This window comes from Dickeya parazeae Ech586, from assembly GCF_000025065.1.
Lineage (GTDB): Bacteria > Pseudomonadota > Gammaproteobacteria > Enterobacterales > Enterobacteriaceae > Dickeya > Dickeya zeae.
Genome location: NC_013592.1, coordinates 4,263,129 through 4,279,991, shown reverse-complemented (window position 1 = coordinate 4,279,991; position 16,863 = coordinate 4,263,129). Strand labels below are relative to the sequence as shown.

Here is a 16,863-nt window from a genome sequence, read left to right as displayed (position 1 = left end):
CGCCCGTGCGTCTGCACAGGCGGTATTTTTTTGCGCCGAACCCCGGAGCACGGTATGGCGTTGCATCACCGCGTCGGCGTTCTGCCAGGCACTGTTGGGTACAATTTAGTTCACCGCGATTTTGCAGCACAATACCGCTATCGGGCAGAATAACGCCGGAGCCGAAACGTGGCAGGCATGCTGGATGAATGACACCCTATTACCGTCGGCATCGGCAAGGATAAGGTGCCACTGGCGAGTGCCCGAGCGCGATTTAGTGAATATCGCTTTCATAGCAGATGATACCGTTGCTGTTTCGCTTAAACACCACACGAGCTTGGGTACCCGTGCGATCGCGCCGGTTTTCCAGAAAGAATTCACCGTGATGCAACTGCACGATACGGGTGACGATACTCAGGCCAAGGCCGATGCCGCCATAGCGGGTGTCCATACGCACAAAGGCTTTAGTGAGCTCTCCCACCTGGGATTCATTAATACCCGGTCCTTCGTCCGCAACGGTCAACTCGTAGCCGCCGTCGGGATGATCGGCCAGTTTGATGCTAATTGTGCTGTGTTCAGGGCTATAGCGATAGGCGTTTTCCACCAGATTACGCAGCAGCAACTGCAACAGTGTCGCGTTGCCCGGCACGATGGCGTTTTGTGTTTCTAACTGCCAGTCGAGCTGTTGGTGCCGTGCCGCCGCCATTTCTTCAAGCTCTTGCTGGTTCGGCGTGATGACATCATCCGCTAATGACACCGATTTATAGTGGCCGGTCGCCAGCTCATTACTGGTGCGCGCCAGTAACAGCAACTGTTCGATGGTTTTGGTCAGGTGGTCGATGCGCTTAATTAATGGCTGGCAATCGATATGGTGGAGTTGTTCATGCAACTCCAGGCTTAATCGGATACCGGCCAGCGGGGTGCGTAATTCATGTGCGACATTCGAGGCAAAAAGCCTGTCGCGATATAACGACTCACTAAACCGCGCCAGTAATTGATTCATACTGGTGATGACAGCCGCAATCTCGGTGACATCGCTATGTTGTTGTAGTGGGTCGAGGTTCTCAGCCGTGCGGTTGTGTAGTTCTTCCTGCAGCTTTAAGAGGGGGCGGGTGATCCAGGTCACCGCATGGGCACACAAAATGAGAGAGGCGATGATCATCACCAGGCTGGGAATACTGAGCGAGGCAATCGCTTCATGCACTTCTAATTCGATATCCTGACTGAGCTTTTTCGCGGTCAGCGTTTGTTCTACCAGTAACTGGATTTGCTCTTCACTTTCGTGCCAGAGCCAGACCACGCTCAGCAACTGGCACGCCAGCAGAATACACCCCAGCGTCAGAATCAACCGGGTTCTGATGCTGGCAGTCTTCTCCAGCGGTGAGGGGTGAGGGAGCAGTTTCATGGCTGATCATCCTTGGTCAATAGATAGCCGAAACCGCGTAGCGTCTTGATGCGATTTTTGCCGATCTTTTGCCGCAGATTATGGATATGGACTTCCAGCGAATTCGATGAGGGGTCATCGTCCCAGCTGTACAAGTCCTGATGCAGCACTTCACGGTGTACCTGTGAACCTGCCTTGAGGATAAGCCGGGAGAGGATGGCGAATTCCTTCGGCGTCAGCACGATAGGCTTGTCATCCAGCATAACTTGTTGATTGTTGAGATCGAGCGTGATGTTGTCTACCCGAATCCAGCTGTCGCTGGATCCTTGATGGCGACGAATAAGCGCGCGGACCCGTGCCTGAAATTCGCTCAATGCAAAGGGCTTTATCATGTAGTCGTCGGCACCGACATCCAGCCCGGTGACGCGATCATCCACCGTATCCCGGGCAGTGAGAATGAGCACCGGTTGCTGGTAGTTGTTTCGGCGCCAGCGACCTAGCAGGGTGAGGCCGTCTTCGTCCGGTAAGCCCAGATCCAGCACCACCAGGCTGTAGTGAGCGCTGTTGATGAGGGCATCCGCTTCTTTGGCTGTGGAGGCGCAATCGCAGACATAACCTTCATTGCGCATCGCCTGCAATAGCCCTTCCTGTAACAACGTATCATCTTCAACAATCAAGAGTTTCATGAAGTGCCCCGACACGGTTGAAGAATATCAAGCGGCGCCTGATATTCTTTTGTCGCAATGTTAAACATGCCCAGAACGGTGTGGAAAAGATTGTCCTGAGAAAAACGCTGTTGGTCGGCTTGTTTGCGCATACAACTGTCGTTGATGGCAAACTGCTGCTGGTAGCCGCCGGAAAACCACATCAACATCGGGATATGGGTTTGCTGTGTGGGCGCAACGGCATACGGCATGCTGTGCAGGTACATTCCGTCTTCGCCCAATGATTCGCCGTGGTCGGAAAGATAAACCAAAGCGGTATTAAATTTATCCTGATGCCCTTTCAAGACATTAATTGCCTTATCAACAATATAGTCTACGTAGAGAATCGTATTATCGTAAGTATTGATTAATGATTCTCGCGAGCACGTCTGAATTTGATTGGTATCACAGGTTGGCGTGAATTGTCGAAAAGCGTCAGGGTAACGTTGATAATAGGCCGGACCGTGGCTACCCATCGTATGCAGCACGATAATGCCGTCATTATTCAACTGATTAATATAGTCGTCTACGCCATGGAACAAGGCCTCATCGTGGCATTCGCCGTCGATACATTGACCGGGAAGATTCAGGTCGGTGATGTCACGCGTCGGTACGCGATCGCAGGCACCTTTGCAGCCACCGTCATTCTCTTGCCAGAGCACACTGACGCCCGCGTGCTGCAGAATATCAAGTAATCCCTCCTGATGGGAGGCTAACTGCTCGTCGTAGCCAGTACGCGGCATGCCGGAAAACATGCAGGGAACGGACACCCCGGTTGAGGTACCGCAGGAGGCGGTCTGTCCGAAATAAACCACATTATCGTTGGCCAGCCGGGGATTGGTGGGTTTTCCGTAACCGCCGAGGGAAAAGTTCTCGGCACGCGAGGTTTCTCCCACCACCAATATCACCAGGTTCTTTTTGGCATCCACCGCTGGCGGCGGGTTTCTGTGTGCATCCAGTCCGATTTGCACCAACGGTAAATTGGCTTGTGCGTGATGACGGTAATAGGAAATATTCGCGAGAATAATATTGCTGGGGGTTAATGATTTCACCAGCTCTTTATTATTGCGCATCAGCGATGCGTAATCTTTATAGAAAAACGTGGCGACCAGCAGAATAGCGACAATCGACACCATGATGCTGAAAATACGCGAACCAATGGCTATCCAACTTAATGGGGTGGGCCGAATCTTAACCCACAATGCGCCGAGCGCCGGAATAATACCCGATAGGGTCAGCCACAGTACATATTGGGGCGTCACCAGCGCCATGGATTCCGCTATGTTGGTTTCGAACACATTCTGCATCATGGTACGGTCAATGATGATGCCGTAATTAATCATAAAATACTGTACCGCCGCGCCGCCTATCAGTAGCAGCGCGACGACCCCCTGACGCAACCAGGGGATCACCAGTAACGTGAACAGGATATTGAGTACCGCAAAGATAACGATGGGCATGGTGGCGATAAACACGCCATCCAGCCAGGAGTTGACAGCGACCAGATGTGAGACCTGACGGTAGTAGGCGATATTCTGTATCAGGGTGATAAATGCCGCGAAGACAAAATTATAGGTAAAACTGCTCCATACGGGGCGGGAAATGCGTGAAATTCTGAGCATTGCAGATAGGCCATCCATGCGGGAAAATATGATGTGTCGCACTCTAAAGCGCATAAATTAACTCAACCTTAAGAAGGAAAACACCCGACCGTTCTCGAAATACAAAGGACGACTCAAGGGTTATTTGGTAAACTCACTATTCTGTCAATACGATGATAAATGACGTTGAGGGTGGTGCCTGTCATGTCTACTTCGCTTGTTACTGGCGAATCCAGCGACCTTGATTTGCTTGACCAGCGTCCGTTCACGCAGACGGATTATGAAATCCTGAAATCGTATGAGGCTGTGGTTGACGGCCTGGCGATGCTGATCGGCGATCATTGCGAGATAGTCTTGCACTCGCTAGACGACCTGAAGTGCTCGGCGGTTCGTATCGCGAATGGCGAGCACACCGGACGTAAAATCGGCTCGCCTATTACTGATCTGGCGCTGCGTATGTTACATGACATGGCGGGCGAAGACAGCAGTGTTTCCAGAGCGTATTTTACCCGCGCCAAAAGCGGCGTATTGATGAAATCGGTCACCATCGCTATCCGTAATCGCGAACAGCGCGTCATCGGGCTGTTGTGCATCAATATGAACCTCGACGTTCCTTTCTCGCAGATCATGCAAACCTTCCTGCCACCGGAGATCAAGGAAGTGGCGTCTTCCGTCAACTTCGCCTCTTCGGTGGATGAGCTGGTAGCGCAGACGCTGGAGTTCACGATTGAAGAAGTGAATGCCGATCGTAACGTTTCCAACAATGCCAAGAACCGCCAGATTGTGCTGAACCTTTATGAGAAAGGCATTTTTGATATCAAGGATGCCATCAATCAGGTCGCCGATCGGTTGAATATTTCCAAGCACACCGTTTATCTGTACATTCGCCAGTTCAAAAGCGGCGATTTCAGTGGGCACGATCGGTAATGTTGAGCTATTGCCTGCTGGTGACCGGGCCTGCTTATGGCACGCAGCAAGCCAGTAGCGCGTTTCAGTTCGCACAGGCTTTACTGGCGCAAGGGCACCGGTTGCAAAGCGTTTTCTTCTACCGCGAAGGGGTGCTGAACGCCAACCAGCTCACGGCACCCGCGAATGATGAGTTTGATTTGGTTCGTGCCTGGCAGCAACTGGCGTCGTCTCATGAGGTGGAACTGAACGTTTGTGTCGCGGCGGCGCTGCGGCGCGGTGTGACTGATGCAACGCAGTCGGCGCAGTTGCAACTGTCGGGAGCCAATCTTCAGTCGGGGTTTACGCTGAGCGGCTTAGGCGAACTGTCGCAGTCGGTGCTGCGTTGCGATCGTGTCGTCCAGTTTTAGTCAGTGGGAAAAAAGAAGATGAAGCGCGTTGCCTTTGTGTTTACCCAGCCGCCTCATGGTTCGTCCTCCGGCCGGGAAGGGCTGGATGCATTGTTGGCAATGTCGGCATTGACCGAAGATATCGGCGTTTTCTTTATCGCTGACGGTATATTCCAGCTTCTCCCTAACCAGCAGCCAGAGCGGATTCTGATGCGCAATTATATTGCGACTTTCGGTGTGCTGCCGTTGTATGACATCGAGCGTTGTTACGTTTGCGAAGCGTCGCTTCGTCAGCGTGGTTTGTCTGTGGATACCCGTTGGGTGTTAGATGTCGAACCGCTGGCGGCAGATGCATTACGCGACATGCTCAACACCTACGATACTGTACTGACCTTTTGAGCGGTGAACCCATGCTGCATACTCTGGCGCATTCTCCCTACCATACCGATCTGGATGCGTTGATGCGTAACGTTGGTGCAGATGACGCTGTTTTGCTGTTGCAGGATGGCGTGATTTCGGCGTTAAGCGGCGTGCCCTTTGGCGAACGCCTGCAGTCTTCTGGCGCTACGGTGTATGCCTTGCAAGAGGATGTGGTAGCACGCGGGCTTTCTGAGCAAATTTCCACCACAATTGTATTGATTGACTATACTCAATTCGTGCAATTAACAGTCCTGCATTCCCGGCAACTGGCTTGGTAATTTCGCCTTTTTGTATATTTCTTGACTCCTTACCCAGCCAGCCCTAAAATTCTGCGTCCTCATACTTTGCCTCTGTCTCTGTATGGGGTGATTTATTACGTGTTTACGAAGCAAAAACCAGGAGCTTTTTGAATGGCAACAATTAACCAGCTGGTACGCAAACCGCGCTCCCTGAAGGTTGCTAAGAGCAACGTTCCGGCGCTGGAAGCCTGCCCGCAGAAACGTGGCGTATGTACCCGTGTATATACCACCACCCCGAAAAAACCGAACTCCGCACTGCGTAAAGTTTGCCGTGTTCGCTTAACCAACGGTTTTGAAGTTACCTCCTATATTGGTGGTGAAGGTCATAACCTGCAGGAACACTCCGTGATCCTGATCCGTGGCGGTCGTGTTAAAGACCTGCCAGGTGTGCGTTACCACACCGTTCGTGGCGCGCTGGACTGCTCTGGTGTTAAAGACCGTAAGCAATCCCGCTCCAAATACGGCGTGAAGAAGCCCAAGGCTTAATGGTTCTCCGTTAAGTAAGGCCAAACGTTTTAACTTTAATGTCAAACTAAACTCGTAGAGTTTTGGACAATCCTGAATTAACAACGGAGTATTTCCATGCCACGTCGTCGCGTCATTGGTCAGCGTAAAATTCTGCCGGATCCGAAGTTCGGATCAGAACTGCTGGCTAAATTTGTCAATATCCTGATGGTAGATGGTAAAAAATCTACTGCAGAAGCAATCGTCTATACCGCGCTGGAGACCCTGGCTCAGCGTTCAGGTAAAAGCGAACTGGAAGCTTTCGAAGTCGCTCTGGACAACGTTCGTCCGACTGTCGAAGTTAAGTCCCGCCGTGTAGGTGGTTCAACTTATCAGGTTCCGGTTGAAGTCCGTCCGGTTCGTCGCAATGCTCTGGCTATGCGTTGGATCGTTGAAGCTGCTCGTAAACGCGGTGATAAATCCATGGCTTTGCGCCTGGCGAACGAACTTTCTGATGCAGCAGACAACAAAGGTACTGCTGTGAAGAAACGTGAAGACGTTCACCGTATGGCTGAAGCCAACAAGGCGTTCGCTCACTACCGCTGGTAATCCCTGCGTAGACGTTAATACCCTGGCGGGCGCTCAACAGCTGACCCGCCCGGGTTTACTACTTTGAACGCCCTAGGAATAGAGGAAACAAATGGCTCGTACAACACCCATTGCGCGCTATCGTAATATCGGTATCAGCGCACACATCGACGCCGGTAAGACCACCACTACTGAACGTATTCTGTTCTACACCGGTGTAAACCACAAAATCGGTGAAGTTCATGATGGCGCTGCCACTATGGACTGGATGGAGCAGGAACAAGAGCGTGGTATCACCATTACCTCTGCTGCGACCACTGCCTTCTGGTCTGGTATGGCTAAGCAGTATGAACCGCACCGTATCAACATCATCGACACCCCGGGGCACGTTGACTTCACCATCGAAGTAGAACGTTCCATGCGTGTTCTGGATGGCGCAGTCATGGTTTACTGTGCGGTAGGTGGTGTTCAGCCGCAGTCTGAAACCGTATGGCGTCAGGCGAACAAATATAAAGTTCCGCGTATCGCGTTCGTTAACAAAATGGACCGTATGGGCGCGAACTTCCTGAAAGTTGTTGACCAGATTAAAGTGCGTCTGGGTGCGAACCCGGTTCCGTTGCAGCTGGCCATCGGCGCAGAAGAACACTTCACCGGTGTCGTTGACCTGGTGAAAATGAAAGCCATCAACTGGAATGAAGCAGACCAGGGCGTTACCTTCACTTATGAAGATATCCCGGCTGACATGCAGGATCTGGCCGATGAATGGCACCAGAACCTGATCGAGTCTGCAGCAGAAGCCTCTGAAGAGCTGATGGAAAAATACCTGGGCGGCGAAGAGCTGACCGAGGAAGAAATCAAAAAAGCACTGCGTCAGCGCGTACTGAACAACGAAATCATTCTGGTTACCTGTGGTTCTGCGTTCAAGAACAAGGGTGTGCAGGCAATGCTGGACGCCGTTGTCGACTATCTGCCGGCACCGACTGACGTTCCTGCGATCAACGGTATTCTGGATGACGGTAAAGATACGCCGGCTGAGCGTCACGCTAGCGATGATGAGCCGTTCTCTGCGCTGGCGTTCAAAATCGCAACTGACCCGTTTGTGGGTAACCTGACGTTCTTCCGCGTGTACTCCGGTGTGGTTAACTCCGGTGACACCGTACTGAACTCAGTGAAATCCGAACGTGAACGTTTTGGCCGTATCGTTCAGATGCACGCCAACAAACGTGAAGAGATTAAAGAAGTTCGTGCAGGCGACATCGCCGCTGCGATCGGTCTGAAAGACGTTATCACCGGCGATACTCTGTGTGACCCGGAAAACCCGATCATTCTGGAGCGTATGGAATTCCCGGAACCGGTTATCTCCATCGCTGTAGAACCGAAAACCAAAGCTGACCAGGAAAAAATGGGTCTGGCTCTGGGCCGTCTGGCGAAAGAAGACCCGTCTTTCCGTGTATGGACTGACGAAGAATCTAACCAGACTATCATCGCGGGTATGGGTGAATTGCACCTGGACATCATCGTTGACCGTATGAAACGTGAATTCAACGTGGAAGCAAACGTGGGTAAACCGCAGGTTGCTTACCGTGAAGCGATTCGCGCTAAAGTTACTGATGTTGAAGGTAAACACGCTAAGCAGTCTGGTGGTCGTGGTCAGTATGGTCATGTTGTTATCGACATGTACCCGCTGGAGCCGGGCTCAAATCCGAAAGGCTACGAGTTCATCAACGACATTAAAGGTGGTGTGATTCCTGGCGAATACATCCCGGCCGTTGATAAAGGCATCCAGGAACAGCTGAAAGCGGGTCCGCTGGCAGGCTTCCCGGTAGTTGATCTCGGCGTGCGTTTGCACTTCGGTTCTTACCATGACGTTGACTCCTCCGAGCTGGCGTTTAAACTGGCCGCTTCTATTGCTTTTAAAGCTGCGTTCAGTAAAGCGAAACCTGTTCTGCTTGAACCGATCATGAAGGTTGAAGTAGAAACGCCGGAAGAGAACACTGGTGATGTCATCGGTGACCTGAGCCGTCGTCGTGGTATGCTGCGTGGTCAAGAATCCAACGTGACTGGCGTTGTGATTCACGCTGAAGTTCCGCTGTCTGAAATGTTCGGATATGCAACTCAGCTGCGTTCTCTGACCAAGGGTCGTGCTTCTTACTCCATGGAGTTCCTGAAGTACGATGATGCGCCGAACAACGTTGCCCAGGCCGTTATCGAAGCCCGTGGTAAGTAATTCGGGTTTAACAACACATTGATCCCGTGCTCTCTCCATAAGGGGAGAGCATTTGAGTAAGGAATATAGCCGTGTCTAAAGAAAAATTTGAACGTACAAAACCGCACGTTAACGTCGGTACTATCGGCCACGTTGACCATGGTAAAACAACGCTGACCGCTGCCATCACTACCGTTCTGGCAAAAACCTACGGTGGTCAGGCTCGTGCATTCGACCAGATCGACAACGCGCCGGAAGAAAAAGCGCGTGGTATCACCATCAACACCTCTCACGTTGAATACGATACCCCGACTCGTCACTACGCGCACGTTGACTGCCCGGGACACGCCGACTACGTGAAAAACATGATCACCGGTGCTGCCCAGATGGACGGCGCGATCCTGGTAGTTGCTGCGACTGACGGCCCGATGCCGCAGACGCGTGAGCACATCCTGCTGGGTCGTCAGGTAGGCGTTCCGTACATCATCGTGTTCCTGAACAAATGTGACATGGTTGATGACGAAGAGCTGCTGGAACTGGTTGAGATGGAAGTGCGTGAGCTGCTGTCTCAGTACGACTTCCCGGGCGACGACACGCCGGTAATCCGCGGTTCCGCGCTGAAAGCGCTGGAAGGCGATGCCGAGTGGGAAGCGAAAATCATCGAACTGGCTGAAGCGCTGGACAGCTACATTCCGGAACCGGAGCGTGCGATTGACAAGCCGTTCCTGCTGCCGATCGAAGACGTATTCTCCATCTCCGGCCGTGGTACTGTAGTTACCGGTCGTGTAGAGCGCGGCATCATCAAAGTAGGTGAAGAAGTGGAAATCGTGGGTATCAAAGACACCACGAAAACCACCTGCACCGGCGTTGAAATGTTCCGTAAACTGCTGGACGAAGGCCGTGCGGGCGAGAACGTGGGTGTTCTGCTGCGTGGTACTAAACGTGATGAAGTTGAGCGTGGTCAGGTACTGGCCAAACCGGGCTCAATCAAGCCGCACACTCAGTTCGAATCTGAAGTGTACATCCTGAGCAAAGACGAAGGTGGCCGTCACACGCCGTTCTTCAAAGGCTACCGTCCGCAGTTCTACTTCCGTACTACTGACGTGACTGGCACCATCGAACTGCCGGAAGGCGTTGAAATGGTTATGCCTGGCGACAACATCAAGATGGTCGTAAACCTGATCGCGCCGATCGCGATGGACGACGGTCTGCGTTTCGCAATCCGTGAAGGTGGCCGTACTGTAGGCGCCGGTGTGGTTGCTAAAGTTATCGCTTAATATCGATAACTGACATGAAAAGTGAAAAGGGTACTTCGGTACCCTTTTTTTATTCCCCCAATGATGAATTGAAATAAAAACCATTCTTATTTACAATGCGGTGAGTTGATTAAAAAATGAGTTATCCGCATATGTATGTCTGTCTATGCAATGCCGTCTCCGATAAAGTCATCCGGCAGGTTGTTCGCCAGCACCAACCGCAGTCGCTGAAACAGCTGAAGCAATTTGTGCCGATCGGAACGTCATGTGGCAAATGTATCCGCCAGGCCAGGCTGATTCTGGAAGAAGAAACAGCAAAAGATGCGCAATTGTATAAAGTCGCCTGAGTCGTAAGGGCATTTTTTTGACTCTGTGTAGACCGCTTCTACACTTTTTAATACTGAAGCGGAGGAGCAAAGTCATGAAAGGCGATAAAAATGTCATTACACATCTGAATAAACTGTTGGGCAATGAGCTGGTGGCTATCAACCAGTACTTCCTTCACGCCCGCATGTTTAAGAACTGGGGACTCAAGCGTCTTAACGATCATGAGTATCATGAGTCGATTGACGAAATGAAACATGCAGATCGGTACATCGAACGCATACTGTTTCTGGAAGGGGTCCCTAATCTACAGGATCTCGGTAAACTGAATATCGGTGAAGATGTTGAAGAAATGCTACGCTCGGATCTTGCGCTGGAGCTTGAGGGCGCGAAGAACTTACGCGAGGCCATCGCTTATGCTGATTCAGTGAGAGATTATGTCAGTCGTGATTTGATGATTGAGGTGCTCACCGACGAAGAAGAGCACATCGATTGGTTGGAAACCGAACTGGAACTGATCGCGCGTCTGGGTATGCAGAACTACCTGCAAACGCAGTTGAAAGAAGAGTGATTTTCTCCCCTCTGCCACACGCGTCAATATGACCATGATGTAACCCTAACCAGGTTAATAAAGTATCACTTCTAACTTTCGATTGCTTCCTGAGCAAATTTACGTATAATGCGCGGGCTTACCTGAAATGGTAGGCCCGATTCGTATGAATCTGAAGGCAGGTACCCGATACCCGCCGAACAATACTCTCGATATGGGGGTTATGTACCGAACGATTACACTCTCCCATCAATCGTAATGGGTACGAGTAGTGATTATTTTCGTTTATAAAATAATTGGAGCTCTGGTCTCATGCAGAACCAAAGAATCCGTATCCGCCTGAAAGCGTTTGATCATCGTCTGATCGATCAATCAACCGCGGAAATCGTCGAGACTGCCAAGCGCACTGGTGCGCAGGTCCGTGGTCCGATCCCGCTGCCGACCCGCAAAGAGCGCTTTACCGTTCTGATCTCCCCGCACGTTAACAAAGACGCGCGTGATCAGTACGAGATTCGCACTCACAAGCGTCTGGTTGACATCGTTGAGCCAACCGAGAAAACCGTTGATGCTCTGATGCGTCTGGATCTGGCTGCCGGTGTAGACGTGCAGATCAGCCTGGGTTAATCAGGTCATTGAGCGATTGAGAGGTTGAAACAATGATTGGTTTAGTCGGTAAAAAAGTGGGTATGACCCGCATCTTCACTGAAGAAGGCGTTTCTATCCCCGTAACCGTAATCGAAATTGAAGCAAACCGCGTGACTCAGGTTAAAACCCTGGAGAACGACGGATACCGTGCTGTCCAGGTCACCACCGGCGCTAAAAAAGCTAACCGTGTAACCAAGCCTGAAGCAGGTCACTTCGCTAAAGCTGGCGTAGAAGCTGGCCGCGTTCTGCGTGAATTCCGTCTGGCTGACAGCGAAGAATTCGCTGTAGGACAGGACATTAGCGTTGAAGTTTTCGCTGACGTTAAGAAAGTAGACGTTACCGGTACTTCTAAAGGTAAAGGCTTTGCCGGTACCGTTAAGCGCTGGAACTTCCGCACTCAGGACGCTACCCACGGTAACTCCTTGTCTCACCGTGTTCCGGGTTCTATCGGTCAGAACCAGACTCCGGGCAAAGTGTTCAAAGGCAAGAAAATGGCAGGCCAGCTGGGTAACGAACGTGTAACCGTTCAGAGCCTGGACGTAGTACGTGTTGACGCTGAGCGCAACCTGCTGCTGGTTAAAGGTGCAGTCCCGGGTGCAACCGGTAGCGACCTGATCGTTAAACCGGCTGTGAAGGCGTGAGGAGATAGCAATGGAATTAGTATTGAAAGACGCGCAAAGCGCGCTGACTGTTTCCGAAACTACCTTCGGTCGTGATTTCAACGAAGCGCTGGTTCACCAGGTTGTTGTTGCTTATGCAGCAGGTGCCCGTCAAGGTACTCGCGCTCAGAAGACCCGTGCTGAAGTAACTGGTTCCGGTAAAAAACCGTGGCGTCAGAAAGGCACCGGCCGTGCGCGTTCTGGTTCTATCAAGAGCCCGATCTGGCGTTCAGGTGGTGTGACTTTCGCAGCCAAGCCGCAGGATCACAGCCAGAAAGTAAACAAAAAGATGTACCGCGGCGCGCTGAAAAGCATCCTGTCCGAACTGGTACGTCAGGACCGTCTGATCGTTGTCGAGAAGTTCTCTGTTGAAGCACCGAAAACCAAGCTGCTGGCTCAGAAACTGAAAGAACTGGCGCTGGATGACGTGCTGATCATCACTGGTGAACTGGATGAGAACCTGTTCCTGGCCGCTCGCAACCTGTACAAGGTTGACGTACGCGACGTAGCAGGCATCGATCCGGTAAGCCTGATCGCCTTCGACAAAGTGGTTATGACTGCTGATGCTGTTAAGCAAGTTGAGGAGATGCTGGCATGATTCGTGAAGAACGTCTGCTGAAAGTATTGCGCGCGCCGCACGTTTCTGAAAAAGCGTCTACTGCGATGGAAAAAAACAACACCATCGTACTCAAAGTTGCTAAAGACGCGACTAAAGCAGAAATCAAAGCTGCTGTACAGAAACTGTTTGAAGTCGAAGTCAATGACGTCCGCACCCTGGTTGTTAAAGGGAAAGTAAAACGTCACGGACAGCGTATCGGTCGTCGTAGCGACTGGAAAAAAGCTTACGTCACCCTGAAAGAAGGCCAGAATCTGGACTTCATCGGCGGCGCAGAGTAAGTCGGAGGAGTAAGAACAATGGCAGTTGTTAAGTGTAAACCGACATCTCCGGGTCGTCGCCACGTTGTTAAAGTGGTTAACCCTGAGCTGCACAAGGGCAAACCGTATGCCCCGTTGCTGGAAAAAAACAGCAAAAGCGGTGGCCGTAACAACAATGGTCGCATCACCACTCGTCACATCGGTGGTGGTCACAAACAGCAGTACCGTATTGTTGACTTCAAACGCAACAAAGACGGTATTCCGGCTGTAGTTGAGCGTCTGGAGTACGATCCGAACCGTTCTGCGAACATCGCACTGGTTCTGTACAAAGACGGCGAACGCCGTTACATCCTGGCGCCGAAAGGCCTGAAAGCGGGTGACCAGATTCAGTCTGGTGTTGATGCTGCAATCAAAACCGGTAACACCCTGCCGATGCGTAACATCCCGGTCGGTTCAACGGTTCACAACGTAGAAATGAAACCAGGTAAAGGCGGCCAGCTGGCTCGCTCTGCTGGTGCCTACGTTCAGATCGTTGCTCGTGAAGGTGCTTACGTTACCCTGCGTCTGCGTTCTGGCGAAATGCGTAAAGTCGAATCCGACTGCCGCGCAACGCTGGGCGAAGTCGGCAATGCTGAGCATATGCTGCGCGTTCTGGGTAAAGCAGGTGCTGCACGCTGGCGTGGTGTTCGTCCGACCGTTCGCGGTACGGCAATGAACCCGGTTGACCACCCGCACGGTGGTGGTGAAGGTCGTAACTTTGGTAAGCACCCGGTTACTCCGTGGGGCGTTCAGACCAAAGGTAAGAAGACCCGCAGCAACAAGCGTACTGATAAATTCATCGTACGTCGCCGTACTAAATAATTTTAGAGGATAAACCATGCCACGTTCTCTCAAGAAAGGTCCATTTATTGACCTGCACTTGCTGAAGAAGGTAGAGAAAGCGGTGGAAAGCGGTGACAAGAAGCCCCTGCGCACCTGGTCCCGTCGCTCAACGATCTTTCCAAACATGATCGGTTTGACCATCGCTGTCCATAATGGTCGTCAGCACGTTCCGGTATTCATCTCTGATGAGATGGTCGGACACAAGCTGGGTGAATTCGCGCCGACTCGTACTTATCGCGGCCACGCGGCTGATAAAAAAGCCAAGAAGAAATAAGGTAGGAGGAAGAGATGGAAACTATCGCTAAACATCGCCATGCTCGTTCTTCTGCCCAGAAGGTTCGCCTGGTGGCTGACCTGATTCGCGGTAAGAAAGTGTCGCAAGCTCTGGATATTTTGACCTATACCAACAAGAAAGCTGCTGGTCTGGTTAAGAAAGTACTGGAGTCTGCCATTGCTAACGCAGAACACAACGATGGCGCTGACATTGACGATCTGAAAGTTGCGAAAATCTTCGTAGACGAAGGCCCGAGCATGAAACGCATTATGCCGCGTGCTAAAGGTCGTGCGGATCGCATCCTGAAGCGTACCAGCCACATCACTGTGGTTGTGTCCGATCGCTGAGACTCTGGAGACTAGCAATGGGTCAGAAAGTACATCCTAATGGTATTCGCCTGGGTATTGTCAAAACTTGGAACTCTACCTGGTATGCGAATACCAAAGAATTCGCTGACAACCTGGACAGCGATTTTAAAGTTCGTCAGTACCTGAACAAAGAACTGGAGAAAGCCTCCGTTTCTCGCATCGTTATCGAGCGTCCGGCTAAAAGCATTCGTGTGACCATTCACACTGCTCGCCCGGGTATCGTTATCGGTAAGAAAGGTGAAGACGTTGAAAAACTGCGTAAGGGCGTAGCGGATATCGCTGGCGTACCGGCGCAGATTAATATCGCCGAAGTTCGTAAGCCTGAACTGGACGCTAAACTGGTTGCTGACAGCATCACTTCTCAGCTGGAACGTCGTGTTATGTTCCGTCGCGCGATGAAGCGTGCTGTTCAGAACGCCATGCGTCTGGGCGCTAAAGGTATCAAAGTTGAAGTTAGCGGTCGTCTGGGCGGCGCCGAAATCGCACGTACCGAATGGTACCGCGAAGGTCGTGTTCCGTTGCACACACTGCGTGCTGACATCGACTACAACACCTCCGAAGCGCACACCACTTACGGTGTCATCGGTGTGAAAGTGTGGATCTTCAAAGGTGAGATCCTGGGTGGTATGGCTGCCGTTGAACAACCGGAAAAACCGGCTGCTCAACCGAAAAAGCAGCAGCGTAAAGGCCGCAAGTAAGGAGAGTCGCTGAATGTTACAACCAAAGCGTACAAAATTCCGTAAAGTGCACAAAGGCCGCAACCGTGGTCTGGCTGCAGGTACGGATGTGAGCTTCGGCACTTTCGGTCTGAAAGCTGTTGGCCGCGGTCGCCTGACTGCTCGTCAAATCGAAGCTGCTCGTCGTGCAATGACCCGTGCTGTTAAGCGTCAGGGTAAGATCTGGATCCGTGTATTCCCGGACAAACCGATCACTGAGAAACCGCTTGAAGTGCGTATGGGTAAAGGTAAAGGTAACGTGGAGTATTGGGTTGCCTTGATTCAGCCAGGTAAAGTCCTGTACGAAATGGACGGGGTGCCGGAAGAGTTAGCCCGTGAGGCATTCGAACTGGCAGCAGCGAAACTGCCGATCAAAACCACCTTTGTAACTAAGACGGTGATGTAATGAAAGCAAAAGAGCTGCGTGAAAAGAGCGTTGAAGAGCTGAATACCGAACTGCTCGGACTGCTGCGTGAACAGTTCAATCTGCGCATGCAGGCTGCCAGCGGTCAGCTGCAACAAACTCACCTGTTGAAGCAAGTGCGTCGTAATGTCGCACGCGTTAAGACTTTACTGACTGAGAAGGCGGGTGCGTAATGACCGATAAAATCCGTACTCTGCAAGGTCGTGTCGTTAGTGACAAAATGCAGAAATCTGCTGTTGTTGCTATTGAGCGTTTCGTGAAACACCCGATCTACGGTAAATTCATCAAACGCACGACCAAGCTGCACGTGCATGACGAGAACAACGAATGTGGAATTGGCGACGTGGTTGAAATCCGCGAATGCCGTCCGCTGTCCAAGACCAAATCCTGGACCTTGGTTCGCGTTGTAGAGAAAGCGATTCTGTAATACAGTATTGCTCTTCTCTTGATAATAAACGGCTCTGTAAAGGGCCGTTTATTTTTTCTACCCACAGTCGATAAGTGGTGTTATAATGCTGCGCCCTCGATTCTGGGGTATTAATGACCCGCAAGGGTTCGAAAAGTAGTAGTTGACATTAGCGGAGCACTAAACATGATCCAAGAACAGACTATGCTGAATGTGGCCGATAACTCCGGTGCACGTCGCGTAATGTGTATCAAGGTTCTGGGTGGCTCGCACCGTCGCTACGCAGGCGTCGGCGACATCATCAAAATTACCATTAAGGAAGCAATTCCCCGCGGTAAGGTGAAAAAAGGCGATGTACTGAAGGCGGTAGTGGTGCGCACCAAGAAGGGTGTTCGTCGCCCTGACGGTTCTGTCGTTCGCTTCGATGGTAATGCATGCGTTATTCTGAACAATAACAGCGAGCAACCTATCGGTACGCGTATTTTTGGGCCGGTAACTCGTGAACTGCGTACTGAAAAGTTCATGAAAATTATCTCTCTGGCACCAGAAGTACTCTAAGGAGC

The 16,863-nt window shown here is 51.5% G+C and carries 25 protein-coding genes; 22 read left to right on the top strand and 3 right to left on the bottom strand.

Annotated elements, in window-relative coordinates; all coding sequences use genetic code 11:
* Positions 1-253: 253 nt before the first annotated feature.
* Genes pmrB through eptA form a run of 3 tightly spaced genes read right to left on the bottom strand, consistent with a single transcriptional unit; the run spans position 254 to position 3,689 of the window.
* Positions 254-1,384, bottom strand: a complete 1,131-nt coding sequence (gene pmrB / locus DD586_RS18665; RefSeq protein WP_012886354.1) for a two-component system sensor histidine kinase PmrB — start codon at positions 1,382-1,384, stop codon at positions 254-256.
* Positions 1,381-2,049, bottom strand: a complete 669-nt coding sequence (pmrA, locus tag DD586_RS18660; protein ID WP_012886353.1) for a two-component system response regulator PmrA — start codon at positions 2,047-2,049, stop codon at positions 1,381-1,383. Before pmrA ends, pmrB begins: the two co-directional genes overlap by 4 nt.
* A complete protein-coding gene (gene eptA / locus DD586_RS18655; RefSeq protein WP_041164639.1) occupies positions 2,046-3,689 on the bottom strand; it encodes a phosphoethanolamine transferase EptA in 1,644 nt (547 codons plus the stop codon). The genes pmrA and eptA overlap by 4 nt, the downstream gene beginning before the upstream one ends.
* 183 nt (positions 3,690-3,872) lie before the next feature.
* On the opposite strand from eptA, the gene DD586_RS18650 reads away from it, so the two are divergent.
* From DD586_RS18650 to rplN, 22 genes are all read left to right on the top strand, one after another.
* A complete protein-coding gene (locus DD586_RS18650; RefSeq protein WP_012886351.1) occupies positions 3,873-4,595 on the top strand; it encodes a helix-turn-helix transcriptional regulator in 723 nt (240 codons plus the stop codon).
* Positions 4,595-4,984: a sulfurtransferase complex subunit TusD gene (gene tusD / locus DD586_RS18645; RefSeq protein ID WP_012886350.1), complete on the top strand. Its 390-nt coding sequence runs from the start codon at positions 4,595-4,597 to the stop codon at positions 4,982-4,984. The genes DD586_RS18650 and tusD overlap by 1 nt, the downstream gene beginning before the upstream one ends.
* An 18-nt stretch (positions 4,985-5,002) precedes the next feature.
* A complete protein-coding gene (gene tusC, locus DD586_RS18640) occupies positions 5,003-5,362 on the top strand; it encodes a sulfurtransferase complex subunit TusC (RefSeq protein WP_012886349.1) in 360 nt (119 codons plus the stop codon).
* A gap of 11 nt (positions 5,363-5,373) precedes the next feature.
* Entirely contained in the window at positions 5,374-5,661 is a 288-nt protein-coding gene (gene tusB, locus DD586_RS18635) for a sulfurtransferase complex subunit TusB (protein WP_012886348.1), read from the top strand.
* Positions 5,662-5,793: 132 nt separating this feature from the next.
* A complete protein-coding gene (rpsL, locus tag DD586_RS18630) occupies positions 5,794-6,168 on the top strand; it encodes a 30S ribosomal protein S12 (RefSeq protein WP_012768095.1) in 375 nt (124 codons plus the stop codon).
* Positions 6,169-6,264: 96 nt separating this feature from the next.
* Complete coding sequence (gene rpsG / locus DD586_RS18625) at positions 6,265-6,735, top strand: 30S ribosomal protein S7 (RefSeq protein ID WP_012768096.1); 471 nt, start codon at positions 6,265-6,267, stop codon at positions 6,733-6,735.
* 91 nt (positions 6,736-6,826) lie between these two features.
* A complete protein-coding gene (gene fusA / locus DD586_RS18620; protein WP_012886347.1) occupies positions 6,827-8,941 on the top strand; it encodes an elongation factor G in 2,115 nt (704 codons plus the stop codon).
* 71 nt (positions 8,942-9,012) lie between these two features.
* On the top strand, positions 9,013-10,197 hold the full coding sequence (gene tuf / locus DD586_RS18615; RefSeq protein WP_012882957.1) for an elongation factor Tu: 1,185 nt from the start codon (positions 9,013-9,015) through the stop codon (positions 10,195-10,197).
* 131 nt (positions 10,198-10,328) lie between these two features.
* A complete protein-coding gene (gene bfd / locus DD586_RS18610) occupies positions 10,329-10,523 on the top strand; it encodes a bacterioferritin-associated ferredoxin (protein ID WP_012886346.1) in 195 nt (64 codons plus the stop codon).
* A gap of 74 nt (positions 10,524-10,597) precedes the next feature.
* The gene (gene bfr, locus DD586_RS18605; protein WP_012886345.1) at positions 10,598-11,071 is read left to right on the top strand and encodes a bacterioferritin; all 474 of its coding nucleotides are present in this window, start codon (positions 10,598-10,600) and stop codon (positions 11,069-11,071) included.
* Positions 11,072-11,362: 291 nt separating this feature from the next.
* A complete protein-coding gene (rpsJ, locus tag DD586_RS18600) occupies positions 11,363-11,674 on the top strand; it encodes a 30S ribosomal protein S10 (RefSeq protein ID WP_001181005.1) in 312 nt (103 codons plus the stop codon).
* Between the two features lie 32 nt (positions 11,675-11,706).
* Positions 11,707-12,336: a 50S ribosomal protein L3 gene (gene rplC, locus DD586_RS18595; protein WP_012886344.1), complete on the top strand. Its 630-nt coding sequence runs from the start codon at positions 11,707-11,709 to the stop codon at positions 12,334-12,336.
* 10 nt (positions 12,337-12,346) lie between these two features.
* Positions 12,347-12,952 carry a 50S ribosomal protein L4 gene (rplD, locus tag DD586_RS18590; RefSeq protein ID WP_012764041.1) on the top strand — a complete coding sequence of 202 codons (606 nt, stop codon included), beginning with the start codon at positions 12,347-12,349 and terminating at the stop codon, positions 12,950-12,952.
* Positions 12,949-13,251, top strand: a complete 303-nt coding sequence (gene rplW, locus DD586_RS18585) for a 50S ribosomal protein L23 (RefSeq protein ID WP_009111205.1) — start codon at positions 12,949-12,951, stop codon at positions 13,249-13,251. The genes rplD and rplW overlap by 4 nt, the downstream gene beginning before the upstream one ends.
* An 18-nt stretch (positions 13,252-13,269) precedes the next feature.
* Positions 13,270-14,091: a 50S ribosomal protein L2 gene (rplB, locus tag DD586_RS18580; protein ID WP_012886343.1), complete on the top strand. Its 822-nt coding sequence runs from the start codon at positions 13,270-13,272 to the stop codon at positions 14,089-14,091.
* Positions 14,092-14,107: 16 nt separating this feature from the next.
* Positions 14,108-14,386 (top strand): 30S ribosomal protein S19, encoded by a 279-nt coding sequence (rpsS, locus tag DD586_RS18575; RefSeq protein ID WP_012764044.1) that lies wholly within the window; start codon positions 14,108-14,110, stop codon positions 14,384-14,386.
* Positions 14,387-14,400: 14 nt separating this feature from the next.
* Entirely contained in the window at positions 14,401-14,733 is a 333-nt protein-coding gene (rplV, locus tag DD586_RS18570; protein ID WP_012764045.1) for a 50S ribosomal protein L22, read from the top strand.
* 17 nt (positions 14,734-14,750) lie between these two features.
* On the top strand, positions 14,751-15,452 hold the full coding sequence (gene rpsC, locus DD586_RS18565; protein WP_012768105.1) for a 30S ribosomal protein S3: 702 nt from the start codon (positions 14,751-14,753) through the stop codon (positions 15,450-15,452).
* A gap of 13 nt (positions 15,453-15,465) precedes the next feature.
* Positions 15,466-15,876, top strand: a complete 411-nt coding sequence (gene rplP / locus DD586_RS18560) for a 50S ribosomal protein L16 (protein WP_012768106.1) — start codon at positions 15,466-15,468, stop codon at positions 15,874-15,876.
* Positions 15,876-16,067, top strand: a complete 192-nt coding sequence (gene rpmC, locus DD586_RS18555) for a 50S ribosomal protein L29 (protein ID WP_012764048.1) — start codon at positions 15,876-15,878, stop codon at positions 16,065-16,067. Before rplP ends, rpmC begins: the two co-directional genes overlap by 1 nt.
* The gene (gene rpsQ / locus DD586_RS18550) at positions 16,067-16,321 is read left to right on the top strand and encodes a 30S ribosomal protein S17 (protein WP_012768107.1); all 255 of its coding nucleotides are present in this window, start codon (positions 16,067-16,069) and stop codon (positions 16,319-16,321) included. The genes rpmC and rpsQ overlap by 1 nt, the downstream gene beginning before the upstream one ends.
* A gap of 165 nt (positions 16,322-16,486) precedes the next feature.
* On the top strand, positions 16,487-16,858 hold the full coding sequence (gene rplN, locus DD586_RS18545) for a 50S ribosomal protein L14 (RefSeq protein WP_012768108.1): 372 nt from the start codon (positions 16,487-16,489) through the stop codon (positions 16,856-16,858).
* Positions 16,859-16,863: the final 5 nt, after the last annotated feature.

Bases quoted from the DNA above. Each gene is read 5' to 3' on its own strand.
- pmrB (WP_012886354.1), bottom strand. From the start codon at position 1,384: ATGAAACTGCTCCCTCACCCCTCACCGCTGGAGAAGACTGCCAGCATC.
- pmrA (WP_012886353.1), bottom strand. From the start codon at position 2,049: ATGAAACTCTTGATTGTTGAAGATGATACGTTGTTACAGGAAGGGCTA.
- eptA (WP_041164639.1), bottom strand. From the start codon at position 3,689: ATGCTCAGAATTTCACGCATTTCCCGCCCCGTATGGAGCAGTTTTACC.
- DD586_RS18650 (WP_012886351.1), top strand. From the start codon at position 3,873: ATGTCTACTTCGCTTGTTACTGGCGAATCCAGCGACCTTGATTTGCTT.
- tusD (WP_012886350.1), top strand. From the start codon at position 4,595: ATGTTGAGCTATTGCCTGCTGGTGACCGGGCCTGCTTATGGCACGCAG.
- tusC (WP_012886349.1), top strand. From the start codon at position 5,003: ATGAAGCGCGTTGCCTTTGTGTTTACCCAGCCGCCTCATGGTTCGTCC.
- tusB (WP_012886348.1), top strand. From the start codon at position 5,374: ATGCTGCATACTCTGGCGCATTCTCCCTACCATACCGATCTGGATGCG.
- rpsL (WP_012768095.1), top strand. From the start codon at position 5,794: ATGGCAACAATTAACCAGCTGGTACGCAAACCGCGCTCCCTGAAGGTT.
- rpsG (WP_012768096.1), top strand. From the start codon at position 6,265: ATGCCACGTCGTCGCGTCATTGGTCAGCGTAAAATTCTGCCGGATCCG.
- fusA (WP_012886347.1), top strand. From the start codon at position 6,827: ATGGCTCGTACAACACCCATTGCGCGCTATCGTAATATCGGTATCAGC.
- bfd (WP_012886346.1), top strand. From the start codon at position 10,329: ATGTATGTCTGTCTATGCAATGCCGTCTCCGATAAAGTCATCCGGCAG.
- bfr (WP_012886345.1), top strand. From the start codon at position 10,598: ATGAAAGGCGATAAAAATGTCATTACACATCTGAATAAACTGTTGGGC.
- rpsJ (WP_001181005.1), top strand. From the start codon at position 11,363: ATGCAGAACCAAAGAATCCGTATCCGCCTGAAAGCGTTTGATCATCGT.
- rplC (WP_012886344.1), top strand. From the start codon at position 11,707: ATGATTGGTTTAGTCGGTAAAAAAGTGGGTATGACCCGCATCTTCACT.
- rplD (WP_012764041.1), top strand. From the start codon at position 12,347: ATGGAATTAGTATTGAAAGACGCGCAAAGCGCGCTGACTGTTTCCGAA.
- rplW (WP_009111205.1), top strand. From the start codon at position 12,949: ATGATTCGTGAAGAACGTCTGCTGAAAGTATTGCGCGCGCCGCACGTT.
- rplB (WP_012886343.1), top strand. From the start codon at position 13,270: ATGGCAGTTGTTAAGTGTAAACCGACATCTCCGGGTCGTCGCCACGTT.
- rpsS (WP_012764044.1), top strand. From the start codon at position 14,108: ATGCCACGTTCTCTCAAGAAAGGTCCATTTATTGACCTGCACTTGCTG.
- rplV (WP_012764045.1), top strand. From the start codon at position 14,401: ATGGAAACTATCGCTAAACATCGCCATGCTCGTTCTTCTGCCCAGAAG.
- rpsC (WP_012768105.1), top strand. From the start codon at position 14,751: ATGGGTCAGAAAGTACATCCTAATGGTATTCGCCTGGGTATTGTCAAA.
- rplP (WP_012768106.1), top strand. From the start codon at position 15,466: ATGTTACAACCAAAGCGTACAAAATTCCGTAAAGTGCACAAAGGCCGC.
- rpmC (WP_012764048.1), top strand. From the start codon at position 15,876: ATGAAAGCAAAAGAGCTGCGTGAAAAGAGCGTTGAAGAGCTGAATACC.
- rpsQ (WP_012768107.1), top strand. From the start codon at position 16,067: ATGACCGATAAAATCCGTACTCTGCAAGGTCGTGTCGTTAGTGACAAA.
- rplN (WP_012768108.1), top strand. From the start codon at position 16,487: ATGATCCAAGAACAGACTATGCTGAATGTGGCCGATAACTCCGGTGCA.